This window comes from Microcoleus sp. B4-C1, assembly GCF_036705285.1.
Taxonomy (GTDB): Bacteria; Cyanobacteriota; Cyanobacteriia; order Cyanobacteriales; family Microcoleaceae; genus Microcoleus.
Window position 1 is genome coordinate 1 of the sequence record NZ_JAUBUC010000082.1, and the last position, 13788, is coordinate 13788.

Annotated in this window: 17 protein-coding genes; 8 read left to right on the top strand and 9 right to left on the bottom strand. The window is 45.0% G+C overall.

Annotation, left to right across the window (positions count from 1 at the left end; translation table 11 throughout):
• Positions 1–189: 189 nt before the first annotated feature.
• The gene (locus QUB26_RS24995; protein WP_333052685.1) at positions 190–792 is read right to left on the bottom strand and encodes a superoxide dismutase; all 603 of its coding nucleotides are present in this window, start codon (positions 790–792) and stop codon (positions 190–192) included.
• A gap of 381 nt (positions 793–1173) precedes the next feature.
• Here QUB26_RS24995 and QUB26_RS25000 point away from each other — a divergent pair, with 381 nt between their 5' ends.
• Complete coding sequence (locus QUB26_RS25000; RefSeq protein ID WP_333052434.1) at positions 1174–1713, top strand: phosphate-starvation-inducible PsiE family protein; 540 nt, start codon at positions 1174–1176, stop codon at positions 1711–1713.
• Positions 1714–2079: 366 nt separating this feature from the next.
• Here the strand turns inward: QUB26_RS25000 and QUB26_RS25005 are convergent, their stop codons facing one another.
• Positions 2080–2631: a peroxiredoxin gene (locus QUB26_RS25005; protein ID WP_333241723.1), complete on the bottom strand. Its 552-nt coding sequence runs from the start codon at positions 2629–2631 to the stop codon at positions 2080–2082.
• A 120-nt stretch (positions 2632–2751) separates the two neighbouring features.
• On the opposite strand from QUB26_RS25005, the gene QUB26_RS25010 reads away from it, so the two are divergent.
• Positions 2752–4089, top strand: coding sequence for a peptidylprolyl isomerase (locus QUB26_RS25010; protein WP_333320164.1), 1338 nt, complete (start codon positions 2752–2754; stop codon positions 4087–4089).
• Between the two features lie 88 nt (positions 4090–4177).
• On the opposite strand, the gene QUB26_RS25015 is transcribed toward QUB26_RS25010, so the two are convergent.
• Positions 4178–4891, bottom strand: coding sequence for a tetratricopeptide repeat protein (locus QUB26_RS25015; RefSeq protein WP_333241729.1), 714 nt, complete (start codon positions 4889–4891; stop codon positions 4178–4180).
• A 45-nt stretch (positions 4892–4936) separates the two neighbouring features.
• The gene (locus tag QUB26_RS25020; RefSeq protein ID WP_333241731.1) at positions 4937–5251 is read right to left on the bottom strand and encodes a hypothetical protein; all 315 of its coding nucleotides are present in this window, start codon (positions 5249–5251) and stop codon (positions 4937–4939) included.
• A gap of 179 nt (positions 5252–5430) precedes the next feature.
• Between QUB26_RS25020 and QUB26_RS25025 the strand changes: the two genes are divergently transcribed.
• From QUB26_RS25025 to QUB26_RS25040, 4 genes are all read left to right on the top strand, one after another.
• Positions 5431–6135, top strand: a complete 705-nt coding sequence (locus QUB26_RS25025; RefSeq protein ID WP_445299389.1) for a pentapeptide repeat-containing protein — start codon at positions 5431–5433, stop codon at positions 6133–6135.
• 582 nt (positions 6136–6717) lie between these two features.
• Positions 6718–7449, top strand: a complete 732-nt coding sequence (locus tag QUB26_RS25030) for a cytochrome c biogenesis protein CcdA (RefSeq protein WP_333233091.1) — start codon at positions 6718–6720, stop codon at positions 7447–7449.
• A 340-nt stretch (positions 7450–7789) separates the two neighbouring features.
• A complete protein-coding gene (locus QUB26_RS25035) occupies positions 7790–9202 on the top strand; it encodes a cytochrome c biogenesis protein (RefSeq protein ID WP_333320166.1) in 1413 nt (470 codons plus the stop codon).
• Positions 9203–9332: 130 nt separating this feature from the next.
• On the top strand, positions 9333–9530 hold the full coding sequence (locus QUB26_RS25040; protein ID WP_333241735.1) for a DUF2283 domain-containing protein: 198 nt from the start codon (positions 9333–9335) through the stop codon (positions 9528–9530).
• Between the two features lie 37 nt (positions 9531–9567).
• Here QUB26_RS25040 and queF read toward each other — a convergent pair whose 3' ends face one another.
• Positions 9568–9987: a preQ(1) synthase gene (gene queF / locus QUB26_RS25045; protein WP_333154950.1), complete on the bottom strand. Its 420-nt coding sequence runs from the start codon at positions 9985–9987 to the stop codon at positions 9568–9570.
• Between the two features lie 145 nt (positions 9988–10132).
• Here queF and QUB26_RS25050 point away from each other — a divergent pair, with 145 nt between their 5' ends.
• A complete protein-coding gene (locus QUB26_RS25050; protein WP_333208431.1) occupies positions 10133–10729 on the top strand; it encodes a hypothetical protein in 597 nt (198 codons plus the stop codon).
• A gap of 84 nt (positions 10730–10813) precedes the next feature.
• Here the strand turns inward: QUB26_RS25050 and speD are convergent, their stop codons facing one another.
• Entirely contained in the window at positions 10814–11236 is a 423-nt protein-coding gene (gene speD, locus QUB26_RS25055) for an adenosylmethionine decarboxylase (RefSeq protein ID WP_190743421.1), read from the bottom strand.
• Between the two features lie 107 nt (positions 11237–11343).
• Between speD and QUB26_RS25060 the strand changes: the two genes are divergently transcribed.
• Entirely contained in the window at positions 11344–11481 is a 138-nt protein-coding gene (locus QUB26_RS25060; protein WP_333241737.1) for a hypothetical protein, read from the top strand.
• A gap of 147 nt (positions 11482–11628) precedes the next feature.
• Here the strand turns inward: QUB26_RS25060 and QUB26_RS25065 are convergent, their stop codons facing one another.
• The 3 genes from QUB26_RS25065 to QUB26_RS25075 form a co-directional block, all read right to left on the bottom strand.
• A complete protein-coding gene (locus QUB26_RS25065) occupies positions 11629–12690 on the bottom strand; it encodes a pentapeptide repeat-containing protein (protein WP_333241739.1) in 1062 nt (353 codons plus the stop codon).
• A gap of 348 nt (positions 12691–13038) precedes the next feature.
• Positions 13039–13179, bottom strand: a complete 141-nt coding sequence (locus QUB26_RS25070; RefSeq protein WP_333241741.1) for a hypothetical protein — start codon at positions 13177–13179, stop codon at positions 13039–13041.
• Positions 13180–13543: 364 nt separating this feature from the next.
• Complete coding sequence (locus tag QUB26_RS25075; protein WP_333208433.1) at positions 13544–13732, bottom strand: hypothetical protein; 189 nt, start codon at positions 13730–13732, stop codon at positions 13544–13546.
• Positions 13733–13788: the final 56 nt, after the last annotated feature.

Genomic DNA, 13788 nt, shown 5'->3' on the forward strand with positions numbered 1-13788 from the left:
GGCGGGTTCGCCAACAGCCTTAAAGCTTGCAAATAGGTTCTATAAACCCGCCCGACCCCACGAAAAATCCTCTTATTTATATTGCTGCAAGATGTCAGGTTAAATAATTCTCATTCATCACCACTAAAGTCCTCACTACAAACCGATAAAGTTTGTAGTGAGGACTTTAGTCCTCAAACTAAGATGCTACTAAGCCGCAGCCAAATTTGCAGCTGCAAACTCCCAGTTAGCCAAATTATCCAAGAAATTAGTAATGTAGTCGGGACGGCGGTTTTGGAAATCCAAATAATAAGCGTGTTCCCACACATCCAAAGTCAGCAACGGAGTTTGGCCGTGTGCTACCGGGGTGTCAGCGTTAGCAGTTTTGGTAACTTTCAAAGTGCCGTTGTCCAAAACCAGCCAAGCCCAGCCGCTACCGAACTGAGTTGTCGCAGCAGTCTTGAATTCTTCTTTGAATTTGTCGAAGCTGCCGAAGTCGGCGTTGATTTTCTCAGCTAAAGCTCCTGTCGGAGTGCCACCGCCGCCCGGTGCGAGGGAATTCCAGAAAAAATTGTGGTTCCAAACTTGACCTGCATTGTTGAAAATGCCGGCTTTGGATGGGTCTTTAGCAGATTCCTTGACAATTTCTTCAAGGGATTTGCTCGCCATTTCAGTTCCTTCAATCAGTTTATTCAGATTGGTCACGTAAGCAGCGTGGTGCTTGTCGTGGTGGAACGAAAAAGTGTTGGCCGACATATGAGCTGGCTCTAGGGCGTCAGCGGCGAAGGGTAACGGTGCAAGTTCAAATGCCATTGTGTTCAATCCTCTCTGGATTACTTTTGGTTTTTGGGCTAACTTTCCGGCTTTTGTATGATTAAAGCCGAGAGTCCCTAGCTTGAGTTTATCAAGCTGTGGTAAATAATTCTTTACAATTTTCATATTTTATAGCAGTTGGGGCATTTCAGCATTCAGACTTGTATTTTTTAGATATCAAAGCTACTTATTGCAGGCTTCACATAGCATAAACTATCACTAAATGTCAAGCCACCTGGGTGGCAAATAAAAGTGTGTGTGAAATTGTCAACCAATCGAAATTTTATGAGACTGATAAAGAGATTAAACCTGTAAATTGCCATAGATTAACCTAAGTTCAATTAAGCTGTAAGAAAGCCAAACAAGTTGCAGCATATGTCAATGGAAAAGCGTTTAAACAACTCGTCGAGTAACCCCCCTCAATGGTTGAATTTGCAATTAATCGTCACCGGTCTGGAAACAGTCCAAGACTTAATTGTAATTTCCCTATGTATTGGTTTGTTTTGTTTCATGGTGCTAGAACTGCGAGAAATGTTCTTCTCGCTGCTACCTCCTTTGAATTTCCAGGAAGTCACGGCAGATATTTTATTTCTATTAGTTTTAGTGGAATTATTTCGGCTGCTAATTATTTACTTGCAAGAAAAAAGAGTTTCGATCGGCGTAGCTGTGGAAGTTTGTATTGTATCAGTTTTGCGAGAAGTGATAGTGCGGGGAGTGCTGGAAACTCCCTCGGTTCAAATATTATCAACAGGCGCATTTTTGCTGGTTTTGGCAGTGTTGTTGGTAGTCCGAGTTTGGTTGCCGCCAACCTTCGAGGGAATTGACCCGGAACGTCGCATGGCTAGCAGAAAGAAAAATTTTTCAGACAATGAATCTTCTGTCGCATCTGTTGCAGTCAATAGCAAGTTTAATTCTCATTGAATATGTCATGACAGGCGATTTTAGATTTTAGATTTTAGATTTAGTCTTTTATCGCTTGTCACGTTACAGCTATCATTTCCGGTAAAACTGAGATTTTGCACCATTGTCAAGAACGGGATCTGGGGCCCGTTCCACAAAGAGTAGATTTTCTTGTGGGGAGTAGGGGTTGGGCAGGAGAATCCACCCAAAAAAGAATTATTGAGAATGGTGCAAGATGTGAGTTCAAATCAACCTGATAACGTTGGCAGTGAAGACTACATTCCTCTGTATTTTCAGAGGAATGTAGTCTTCACTACCAAGACAAGGTTCATCAGTCATTCCCAATTATTCAAATCTAACATCTAAAATCTAAAATCTAAAATGGTATTACCCGTTAGCCTGCAATTCCTGCAACCGGGCAAACACTTCTTTAGAGTGAATCGCCGGATTAATCTTCACAAAAGTTTCACGTAAAACGCCTTCAGGGTCAATAATAAAACTGTGTCGCGCGGAGATAAAACTCATCCAAGAACCGTAAGCTTTACTCACTTTACCGTCGGTATCAGCTAACAGTGGAAACTTCAAACCTTCCGAATCGCAAAATTCCGCGTGGGAGTTGACATCATCAGCGCTAATACCGATAATTTGAGTATTTTTTGCCAAGTATTTCGGCAAGTCTTCCTGAAATCGACGCGCTTCGATCGTACATCCCGAAGTAAAGTCTTTCGGATAAAAATAGACTACCAGCCACTTACCGCGATAATCGGACAGGGACACTTGTCCGTCGCCGCTGTTTGTCGGCAAACTAAAATCCGGCGCTGGTTGATTCACCGTCGGAAGCTTGCCACCGAGGGCAAATGCAGGTGTGGCAAAATTGAAACTTAGAAAAACTAGACAAATTGCCAATAAAGTGGTAAAAAACTTGCGACGGGACATCATAAATTTTAGAAGTAGAACTGTACTTAAGACAAGTTTACAGTTTTCTGATTAAATGGGTAAGGGCAATTCGCGGATTGCTTCTAAAACCCAAATATCACTCACTCCAATAGCAATTTACCCATGAGCGCTGCACTCCCGTTAACAGGCAAAGCTATAGTAGTCCAGATAATTAACGGTCAACCCGTTACGATCGAAGTCGATGGCACTAATGCCCCTATTACCGCTGGCAATTTTGTTGACTTAGTTGAACGAGGCATTTACGACGGGGTGATGTTTCACCGAGTTGTGCGCCAGCCAGAGCCTTTTGTAGTGCAAGGAGGCGATCCGCGCAGCAGAGATACTACAATTCCAGCGAGTCAATTGGGAACGGGTAGTTTTATTGACCCTGATACCAATCAGGCGCGTTTTATTCCTTTGGAAATTAAGCCGCAAGGAGCCGCGCAACCCGTTTACAGCCAAGTTGTAACCCAGACGCCGCAGTTACAGCATAATCGAGGGGCTGTGGCAATGGCTCGTTCTAATGCTTTGGATTCGGCTTCTTCGCAGTTTTATTTTGCTTTGGATGATTTGCCATTTTTGGATGGTAATTATGCTGTTTTTGGTAACGTTATTCAAGGTTTTGAAACGGTGAATGCGGTGCAGCAGGGCGATCGCATTTCAACTGCAAAAGTCGTTCAAGGAATCGTTCCCAGCCGGGTTTCTAGCATAGTTAGCGATGTTAATGCGCTCAACGCTTTAATCAATAGTACCAATTTCGTAAATCTATCTTTGGGATCGCTCAGATTGCCAAACACCCCCAACAACTATCAAGTCACTCCCCAAGACTCTCAGCAAAATCCCAGCGGTGTACTCGGAGGTAGCGCAAACGATCGCATCATCGGTTCACCGACTGATGATGCAATTAACGGCAGCCAAGGCAACGATACTATCACGGGCGAAGCGGGTGACGACTTTCTTAGAGGCGGCAAAGGTAACGACTCCATTAGCGGAGGTGTGGGCGACGATATTATCAACGGAAATCTCGGCGACGATATTATCAATGCCGATGCTGGTAACGACTTTTTGCGAGGCGGCAGAGGAAACGATGTTTTAATCGGTGGCGATGGTAACGATTTTTTGATTGGCGATACTGGCACCGATACTCTCACTGGTGGTGGCGGTACTGATACGTTTGTTCTGGTTACGGGTGAAAATCTGGAGTTGGATGGGTCGAGCGATATAATTATTGATTTTAGGCCGGGAGATGGCGATCGTATTGGCTTAACCAGCCCTTTATCCAACACCTCATTCACCCAATCAGGCAGCAACACACTCATTCAATTTGGAGGAGTTACTTTGGCTGTGGTTCAAAATGCCACCCCCGCAGCCGTTCAAAATGCTGCTTTTGCAATTAACTCTCTTAGTCCTTTCGTTGTGGATAACTTGCCCCCCGGAGACGCCGCCTTGAGAGTTGGCTAACTTTAACAAGACTCACGCCCTAATTATAGGTGTAGGGTGCTCTTCGGTGCACCTTACCTGATTATCAATTCCCAATTTCCAAATTCAACTAATACCATAGCTGACTAATTTTAGAAACCGCATCTTGATAAGAATCCATTCTCCCCTGCTGCTTAAAAAGCCCTGCCGCTTTCTGAAAATCCTCAAATGCTCCCTGAACCTCTCTCAATTTATATCTAATCACTCCTCGGTTAAAGTAAGCTTTAGCAAAATCGTTATTGAGGCGAATTGCTGACTCAAAATCAGCTAGTGCTGCTAGGGAATTCTCCATTTGCAGGCGGATAGCACCTCGGTCAAAGTAAGATTGAGCTAGATTAGGGTTGAGCAGGAGTGCCGAGTTGTAATCTGCGATCGCCGCAGTATAATGTTTTAAACGAGTCAGCATAAACCCCCGATTGCTGTAATACTTGGCTCGGTAAGGATTGAGTTCGATGGCTGTAGTTAAATCTTCGATCGCCGATTGCTTATAGCCTAATTTGTAGCGGGCCACACCGCGATCGTTGTAAGCTGACGCGAATTGCGGATTAATGTTAATTGTGGCAGTAAAATTTTTAATAGCGCCGTCCAAGTTTTGTTGTTCGAGATTTTTTAAACCCTGAGTGTAAAACTTTTTGGTACTAACTTTTAAATTTGCCTCTTGTCGGGATTCAGCTTGCTCCCCCGAAAATACTTTGCCTGCAATATTAGTGAATCCCAAAGATTCGATCGAATTGAAAATAGTTGTGACAACTAATTGGCTTGGGAGAAGGGGGATAGTAGGCATGGGAGAAGTGGTGTTCAACTGTATGCTGTCATTTTCCTCCATACTTCAGCTACTGACAGTGATATCCGTAGTCTCAGGAACGTGATAAGTTTGATGAGATTTGGTGATGCTGGGGCATTGACTTGTGTGATGAAAGTTCGGCTTAGTTAGTGATGCCGATCGCACTTCAGAACAAATGCGTCTAGAACCCTTTAAATATAAGGTTTTCAAGCTAGATTGGCGGTTTCTTTCTTCCCATATTGAGCAGTTTCTACCGGGATTATTGGCAGGTATGCCCCTGGGAGAGCGATCGCAACTGTCGGCAGCAAGTATTACTTTGTAGCGATATTCGATCGGGATTTGTCCATCGGACACGGCCATCTTAAACCCGGTTTTTACTCACGCCCCGAGCACCATTCTCGCTTAACAGGCCCGACAGCCTGTTCCACAAATTACTAATATTTTTGAGTAATATTGCTGAGGAAAGTTGCCGATTATTTGCTATGCTTTGATTAGACATCAATAATTTATGGCACAAATTAGTGTCAATGAAAAAAGTTATGAGGTTGAAAATTTTCTTCGCTGCATTGTTGGCGATCGTCCTGTTCACTCTCTACTTAACTCCTCCTGTGATGGCAGCGAATGGGGAGGATTTGAGTCACCTATTAAAGGATAATTGGTGCGTCAGCTTTCTGTGGAAGCAATGCGATTTGAGCGCTGTCGATTTGCGGGGCGCTAATCTCCAAGAAGCCAATTTGAGCGGCGCTAATTTGTCCGGCGCTAATTTGTCCGGTGCTAACTTAAAAAATGCGGATCTTTCTGGCGCAGACCTCACCGGCGCTAATTTAGCAAATGCTGATATTCTAGGCACGGATCTCAGTCGAGCCAATTTGACAGAAGCTAATTTCAACGGTACCAAGTTGTGGGATGCTAATCTGACTTTGGCAAATCTGAGCCGCGCCAATTTACAAGATGCTAATGTCTTAGATTCTCGACTTTGGGGAAGCAATCTTACCCAAGCTAACTTAACGGATGCGACGCTGCACGGTGCTGACTTGCAATATGCTAATTTGGCAGACACTAATTTAACAGGTGCTGACTTGCACAGCTTCTTTTTCCGAGGTTCCAAACAAGTCACAAATTTGAGCAATGCTAATTTAGAAGGCGCTACTTTAACGGGAGCAAATCTCAGAGGTGCGGTGCTGGCAGGGGCAATAATGCCGGACGGGTCTATTAATGAAGAAAGTGGCTTTAATTTACAGTAGAGTAAAATTAAAGTCTGCTTGAATAATTTCAACAACAGGCTTTCGGGCTGATTTCGCATTATCGGGTGTAGCTGCGCCCATTGCCAACAGCTTGTTGAGGATGCTGTCAATCGATTTTAGATTTTAGATTTTAGATTTTAGATTGAAGCCTTGACCCCACGGATAGATTCGGGGGGCAAGTTTCATCGGATACAGGTTTTTATTTCTCCCTCCTGAGTCTCCGAAGGAATGAATCACGTGGCGGGTATCCTGGATGCTTGCGGTCAAGATATCAATTTAAACCAGGGTGCGATCGACCTTTTAACTCCCAACCAGTAAATCTCGCTAAAATCTTAAATCTCAAACCGAACCTGCGCGCATCTGTTACAATTTTCAACAAAGCCAGAACAGCCCCGAACCTGAAGTCGCCTGCCTAGGGATACCAGCCCCCGACAGGAGTCGTGAATAACAAAAATATTAGATATTTAGTTTAAACTCCCAAATTCATCTGTAGAGTCTCTCTAAAATCTAAAATCGATGGGCTGTGGACTCAATCTAAAATTTAAAATCTAAAATCTAAAATCTAAAATCTAAAATCGACTGATGGAAACCCTGCAAACTCAACTTTACGAACTCGCACAATTTGCTAATAACTTAGTAAATACTCAACTGACAAACCTCAGTTTAGTCAGCGTCGGAGTCATCTTTCTGGCAGGGTTGCTAACGAGCTTAACGCCCTGTATGCTTTCAATGTTGCCGATCACGATCGGCTACATCGGTGGATACGAAGCAAAAAGTCGCCTGCAAGCCGCCGCCCAGTCGGCGTGGTTTTCCCTGGGATTAGCCACCACCCTTGCGGGTTTAGGTATTGTAGCATCATTTGCCGGACAAGTTTACGGCAAAATTGGCCTGGGTTTGCCAATTCTTGTCAGCATTATTGCTATTCTAATGGGGCTGAATTTACTCGAAGCTTTACCCTTACAAATGCCGTCTTTCGACGCTGTGGGGTGGGTGCCGAAAGATTTGCCGGCGGGTGTGCGATCGTACTTATTGGGCTTAACTTTTGGTTTAGTAGCCTCTCCCTGCAGCACTCCGGTTTTAGCTACACTCTTAGCTTGGGTTTCCAAAACGGGAGATACAGTTTTAGGTGGTGTGTTACTGCTGTTTTACGCTGCTGGCTACGTCGCTCCGCTAATAATAGCAGGTACTTTCACTGCTAGCATAAAAAAGCTGTTAGAATTACGTCGGTGGTCGAGTTGGATTACGCCTGTTAGTGGCGTTTTGCTAGTAGGATTTGGCGTTTTCTCTCTGCTTTCCCGCATCCTTCCCGCGTAAGTTTCGTTGTAAGGACTTCAGCCCTTATTGAAAGATATAGCAATCACTACGGAATGCGTGAATTAAGTTTTTTTAACGAACCGCGAAGACGCGTTAGGCGAAGCCGCGCGTAAGCGCTAGAACACGAAGGAAGAAAGAAAGAAAAGAGAAAGAATTCAAAATTGATTGAGACTTTTTCAATAAACATAATAATATTTTGTTCATCTTTTGTTTTTCCCTCTTTTTTCTTCCTTCTCCCTTGTGCCATCCGTTACATCCGTTACACAATCCGTTGCCGAACTTGCTGACATCCGTTACATCCCTTACAAAATCCGTTGCCGAACTTTCTTCATAATTACCAATGACATCAAAAGAAGTATTTCTATCAAAACTCTCAAACTGGGCGACTGCCCCTCAAAAGTTTTTCAAGCGAGAAATCTTGCCGGTGCTCGCAGATTTGCGGTTGGCAATTATCTTGCTGCTGACGATCGCATTTTTCAGCATTTCCGGCACTGTTATCGAACAAGGCCAATCAGTACCTTTTTACCAATCTAACTATCCAGAACACCCTGCTTTGTTCGGCTTCCTAACTTGGAAAGTTGTGCTAATTGCAGGACTTGACCACGTATACCGCACTTGGTGGTTTTTGTCAATCCTAATTTTGTTTGGCAGCAGCTTAACAGCTTGTACATTTACCCGACAATTTCCCGCATTAAAAGCCGCCCGTCGCTGGAAATTTTATGAAGAACCAAAGCAGTTTGAAAAATTAGCTCTCAGTGCGGAATTAGAAACAGTTGCTTTAACTTCGTTAGAACCACTTTTGCAGCAAAAAAACTACCGCATATTTCGAGAAGGCGAAAAAGTTTATGCCCGCAAGGGAATAATTGGCAAAATCGGCCCGATTATTGTTCACGCCAGTATGCTAATTATTTTAGCTGGGTCGATATGGGGCGCAATGACGGGATTTCTAGGTCAAGAAATGGTTGCCAGCGGCGAAACATTTCAGGTGCAGAATATCTTGGATGCGGGGCCTTGGGCGGGGCCGCAAATACCGAAGGATTGGTCGATGCGAGTTAATCGGTTCTGGATTGATTATAGTCCGAGCGGTGCGATCGACCAATTTTACTCTGACCTGTCAGTTTTGGACAAGACAGGCCAAGAGGTCGATCGTAAAACTATTCACGTTAACGAGCCCCTAAGATATCGGGGAGTCACATTTTATCAAGCAGATTGGGCAATAGCCGCCGTGCGAGTTCGCCTCAACAAAAGCCCGGTTTTACAATTGCCAATGGCTCAGTTAGACACTCAAGGTAAAGGCCGAATTTGGGGTGCTTGGATTCCCACAAAACCCGATTTGAGTGCGGGAGTTTCTCTGCTAGCAAAAGACTTGCAAGGAACGATGTTAGTGTACGGTACGGATGGCAAATTGTTAACTACAGTTCGCGCCGGCACGGCGGTAGAAGTTAACGGAGTCATGCTGACAATTGACGAAGTTGTAGGCAGTACGGGATTGCAAATTAAAGCCGATCCGGGCATTCCGATCGTTTATACTGGCTTCGGGTTGCTAATGCTTAGTGTGCTGATGAGCTATCTGTCTCACTCGCAGATTTGGGCTTTGGAAAAGGACGGCAAACTATACGTCGGCGGCCGCACAAATCGCGCTCAGGTGACTTTTGAAAGAGAAGTTGTGGAGATTTTGGACAAGTTGGCAGAATCGAAACAAGAGGAAAAAAAGAGCGAAATAGCGCCGACTTCTCTAGCTAGTCAAAGCTAACCGTAGGGTGCGCTAGGCGCACCTTAAACCAGGTAAAAAACGGATAATTAAACAGGAAATAAATGTGATGAAAAGGATTGAGTTCAGTTAACACGCATTACTAAAAAGAGAGATTCTAGAAAGTCACGAGATGAAAAAGATTAGATACACCCAAGATGTAGATGCGATGCTGATCGAAATTTCTGATTGCCCGATCGCTTATGCCGAAGATGAAGGAAACATGATTCTGCACTATTCTAGCAGCGGAGAACTGGTGTTGATTGAAATATTAAATGTCAAACAATTTATGTCATTAGAATCTCTCTCCGATGAGATACCTACCCGCTAAAGCAGTTCAAGCGGGCGGACACTCACAGGGACTGCACCTACTTCTGGTGCGACACCTCAATCACGGTGTGGACGTTCCCCCGCGGCGAAAAATCGCCCTTAATCGTCGCTTCCAGCGGCGCGCAAGCCGCCACAAAATCGTCTAAAATTTGATTGATCGATTCTTCGTGAGAAATGTAGCGATCGCGATAACTGTTAACGTACAGTTTCAGCGCCTTTAACTCTACCACCCGCTCGTCTGGCACGTAAGTAACGTGAATTGTCGCAAAATCTGGATAGCCAGAAAACGGACACTTGCAAGTAAACTCTGGCAACGTAATGTTAATCGAGTAGCGCCGCCCGACTCGCGGATTCGGGAAAGTAATTAACTCCCCTTCCAAAATCTGGCGTTCGCCGTATTTCATTTCCTCGGTGCTTGACTTTTGCGACATAGTTTGTTCGGGTGCGTGGTTGTTCATAGCGATCGACTAAAAACTTGTAACATTAAATTAATTTTACGTTCAATATCTGTAACAAATATCTTGACGAATTGTGTTGCGATCGATCTAATTGCAAATACTCTCAGGCTAAACTAAAACAAGTTCACCCTCGCCATCTACAATTATGCAAAATACTACCTTATCTGACAATACTTCCCCTGAAAACTCAAATAGTTACTCTCCATCAGTACCAATTTCCCTCTATCGAGAAGTCACGGCAGAGCTCCAAGCAGCCCAAGCGATGGTGGACTCCCTCAAAACCCACAATCAGCAATTAGTCCAACAAAATCAACAACTGCGGCGAGAAGTAGAAACAGTAGTTCAAGTATCCCAACAGTTACAGCAAGTAGTCAACTCGGCTCAGAGCATCACCCAGACAGGGATGCCTCAAATGCCGTCAGTCAAATTCAATTTCAGCGTTGAACCTCCGCCCCCACCACCTGTAACCTCGCAGACTAACTCTGCCATACCTCAACCACCTCAGACAGTGGCTTTCCCCTTCCCACTACCGGAACCGGAGCCAACAGCCGCCTCGATGCCGCAGCCACTTCCCGAAAAATTATTTACAGAGGTGCCGGAAACTCCTTACCGTGTGCGATCGCAACTCAAAAAAACCTCAGACTTAAGTGGATTGTGGTTGGCGATCGCGATTTTTCTGATTGTGATTGCAGCTTTCGGTGCAGGTTATTTAGTTGTTCGCCCTTTATTAATGAAAAAGTAAATTCCAACAAGAATCCCACGGCTCAAGCCGTGGGATTTTAAACAAAACCTAGCATAAAATGTTCAAAGTTACGCTAATTGGCCATCATCCTCTGGCGGCAATCGTTTCTACTGAACGAGGGGCATACTGCTCTTCACAAGCAGAACCTACGATTCCCACCCCGGGCTCGAAACCGCGCGTGAACTCAGTGAGTTTTACCTGTTTAGCTTCCAAAGCTGTCTGTAGCACCTTCATGGCTCGGTGAGGGTCGCCGGCTCCGCAGAAAAATAAGTCTGCAGCAAAATAACCGTGTTCAGGCCAAGTATGGATTGCTATATGGGACTCTGCCAAAGTAGCAGTAGCTGTCACTCCGTGAGGACTAAACTGGTGTACGCACAAATCGATGAGAGTAGCTCCTCCGGCTTCGATCGCATCGAGAATAGCGCGGCGGATACGTTCAGGATCGTTGAGCAGGTCTCCAGGAGACTGCCAAGCATCAGCGACCAGATGGGTTCCCAATTGTTTCATTCTGCGGGGTTTTACCTCTATTGATTTTTTAAGTCTCAAACCTTTTAACCATAGCACGGTGTCCATAAATTTTGCAAGTAAATTCCCAAAATATTTCCCCAATAGCGATGAGCGCGAGGATACCGGATTTTTTGGGGCGCTTGGGCCCTGACCGAGTGCAAGTTGAGTTCGATTGGAGTTTGAGCGGGGCGATCGATGTTTCCTGCATTTCCTGCCAAAATCGGCTTTCCGTAGAATTGGGTTAAAGCTCAACCGCCTTAATCAGCTCCGGGCGATGGAGAGGCTAGAAACCCGGAAGGGCCGGCACTCTGGGCACCGCCCATACAAAAATCGGGTTTCTCGGTGTTCGGTTTTGTTGAGATTGACCTAATTAATTATGGTTAATCAACTGATCAATCACGGCTGTGAGTAGCTCCATTCGGCAAAATCGCCCCGCCCAAAGCTGCTTCATTCAAATTATCCACATTCAAGCTGGCCCCAATCAAATTAGCCTCGGACAAATTAGTTCCTGTCAAATTCGCCCCTGTCAGAGAACTCAGCAGCAAACCGGCTCCCGACAAATTGGCGTGACTCAAATTCGCCCCCCGCAAATCCGCTTCCAGCAAGCTAGCACCTGCCAAATTTGCACCGCTCAAGTTAGCTCCCCGCAAAGAAGCTTTGTTCAAATTCGCAGCCCTCAAATCCGCATTGTGCAGAATCAAACCATTTAAATTAGCTTTACTCAAATTAGCTCCCTGCAAGTCGGCACCGCTCAAATTAGAGCCATTTAGATTGGCCGATTGCAAGTCAGCACCGCTCAAGTCAGCACCGCTTAAATTAGCAGCGCTAATAGAAGCCTCCCGCAGACTTGCTTCGCTCAAGCAAGCCCCAACCAAATTGACGCCGCTGAGATTTCCGCGATTGAGATAAGCCCGAGTTAAAGTTGCTCCGCTCAGGTTCGCCCCGGTCAAATCTACCTCGGTGAGAATCGCTCTCGTCAGATTTGCTCTACTTAAGTCAACCCCGCTCATAATTGCTCGGCTCAGCGTCGCCCCGCTCAAATTAGCCTCAGTTAGTTTCGAGCCACTTAGCAAACAAGCTCCTACTAAACTCGCTCCCGTCATCACAGCTTTGCTCAAGTCCGCCTGAGACAATATTGCTCCGCTGAGATTGGCCCCGCTAAAATCTGCGGATATCGCCACAGTTCCAGTGAAACTAGAACTTCCCAGGTTGGCTTCAATTAATTTCGCCTTAGACAAATTAGCTCCGCTCAAGTCGGCGGCGTTTAAATTAGCTCCAATCAGTTTGCTTCTAATTAAGTTGGCACCTTTCAAATTAGCGTTGCTCAAATTTGTTCGACTGAGATTAGCTTCACTCAAATGAGCTGCAATGAGGTTAGCTCCTCGAAAATCTCGTTCCCCGTTTCTATGTCTAATTAAAAGTTCATCGGCACTTAAAAGTTCAGTGAAATTCATAAAAAAATTGAGTGAGTTTCCTTAATTTCTCGATGTTCTATGTTGTGTGAAAGTTTGTACTATCGTGTTTGCCAGTCAGTTTTTTAAACTAATACTGCCACATTAACAATTGTCAAAACTGCTTGATTCCTACCATCACCCTGCTCTCATAGTTATAATTTACGAAAATAAACCGGGTTCTGGTATAATCTGAGGTTGGCTAGCGCGGAAGTTATGAAAAAACCGCGTTTCTCGCCGCCTGTAAGTCCTGTAAGTATTATTTGGCTAGTAATTATTTAGCCGTTGATGTTAGTTGTTAATTGTTAGTTTTATTTATACTAACTGCTAACCACTAATATTACCGGCTAACTATTTACCAAAATACCGAGAAGTGGTCGATCGCTCTTGTAAAGATAGATCGAATATTTGGGGTATTGCTGGCGGCATCCGCGCCGCATTCTGACCGGAAAAATTGCTGGTACTGGCGATCGAATTTATTAGTGCAATCAAGAAACAAGATATCGGAGCTTCAACCCCCAATGCCTTCTACATAAGTGCCTTCTATCTTCGATCGCCCCTGAAAGCAGAGCTCGGTCAGCTCAGCTAGTTTCACCTCCCCCCACTGTGCTGCGCGCAGCGTGAAATCCCACAGGAAGGCTGTTTCCCTCGGAGTGCTGAGCGAGCAGCAGGCAAAGCAAACAATACGCTGCGCTGAGCCTGAGATTTCGCGAAAAAATTAGCCGCGAGCCATTGTGCTCCCGCGCTGCTGTGCTTGCTGTTAATGTTTACTCGATCCATGAGCGCTTGCGGTTCTAATTTACAGAACACCCGACACCTGACGCGCTCCCGGACATAAAAGCTGTTTCTGGGCTTCTCAAATGTTTCGGTGAGGCATTCCCAGAAAAACTGTATTCCTGTAGCAGGTATTGCCAACGGCAATTCGGCTGCTACAGCTAACTAATGACCAGCCTAAGTCTTGCCCGAAGCCTCCGACAATTATTACTATTCTAATATTTGCCGACCACCGCAGGCATTTCTGGGCGCGCGGGACTGGGTACTTCACCTGTATAAGTTGGTGAAATTAGCCACCCCATAATTAAAGATAGTCGCTCTTTGACT

Excerpts from the sequence above, each read along its gene's own strand:
- QUB26_RS24995 (WP_333052685.1), bottom strand. The coding sequence starts at position 792 with ATGGCATTTGAACTTGCACCGTTACCCTTCGCCGCTGACGCCCTAGAG.
- QUB26_RS25000 (WP_333052434.1), top strand. The coding sequence starts at position 1,174 with ATGGAAAAGCGTTTAAACAACTCGTCGAGTAACCCCCCTCAATGGTTG.
- QUB26_RS25005 (WP_333241723.1), bottom strand. The coding sequence starts at position 2,631 with ATGATGTCCCGTCGCAAGTTTTTTACCACTTTATTGGCAATTTGTCTA.
- QUB26_RS25010 (WP_333320164.1), top strand. The coding sequence starts at position 2,752 with ATGAGCGCTGCACTCCCGTTAACAGGCAAAGCTATAGTAGTCCAGATA.
- QUB26_RS25015 (WP_333241729.1), bottom strand. The coding sequence starts at position 4,891 with ATGCCTACTATCCCCCTTCTCCCAAGCCAATTAGTTGTCACAACTATT.
- QUB26_RS25020 (WP_333241731.1), bottom strand. The coding sequence starts at position 5,251 with ATGGCCGTGTCCGATGGACAAATCCCGATCGAATATCGCTACAAAGTA.
- QUB26_RS25025 (WP_445299389.1), top strand. The coding sequence starts at position 5,431 with ATGAGGTTGAAAATTTTCTTCGCTGCATTGTTGGCGATCGTCCTGTTC.
- QUB26_RS25030 (WP_333233091.1), top strand. The coding sequence starts at position 6,718 with ATGGAAACCCTGCAAACTCAACTTTACGAACTCGCACAATTTGCTAAT.
- QUB26_RS25035 (WP_333320166.1), top strand. The coding sequence starts at position 7,790 with ATGACATCAAAAGAAGTATTTCTATCAAAACTCTCAAACTGGGCGACT.
- QUB26_RS25040 (WP_333241735.1), top strand. The coding sequence starts at position 9,333 with ATGAAAAAGATTAGATACACCCAAGATGTAGATGCGATGCTGATCGAA.
- queF (WP_333154950.1), bottom strand. The coding sequence starts at position 9,987 with ATGAACAACCACGCACCCGAACAAACTATGTCGCAAAAGTCAAGCACC.
- QUB26_RS25050 (WP_333208431.1), top strand. The coding sequence starts at position 10,133 with ATGCAAAATACTACCTTATCTGACAATACTTCCCCTGAAAACTCAAAT.
- speD (WP_190743421.1), bottom strand. The coding sequence starts at position 11,236 with ATGAAACAATTGGGAACCCATCTGGTCGCTGATGCTTGGCAGTCTCCT.
- QUB26_RS25060 (WP_333241737.1), top strand. The coding sequence starts at position 11,344 with ATGAGCGCGAGGATACCGGATTTTTTGGGGCGCTTGGGCCCTGACCGA.
- QUB26_RS25065 (WP_333241739.1), bottom strand. The coding sequence starts at position 12,690 with ATGAATTTCACTGAACTTTTAAGTGCCGATGAACTTTTAATTAGACAT.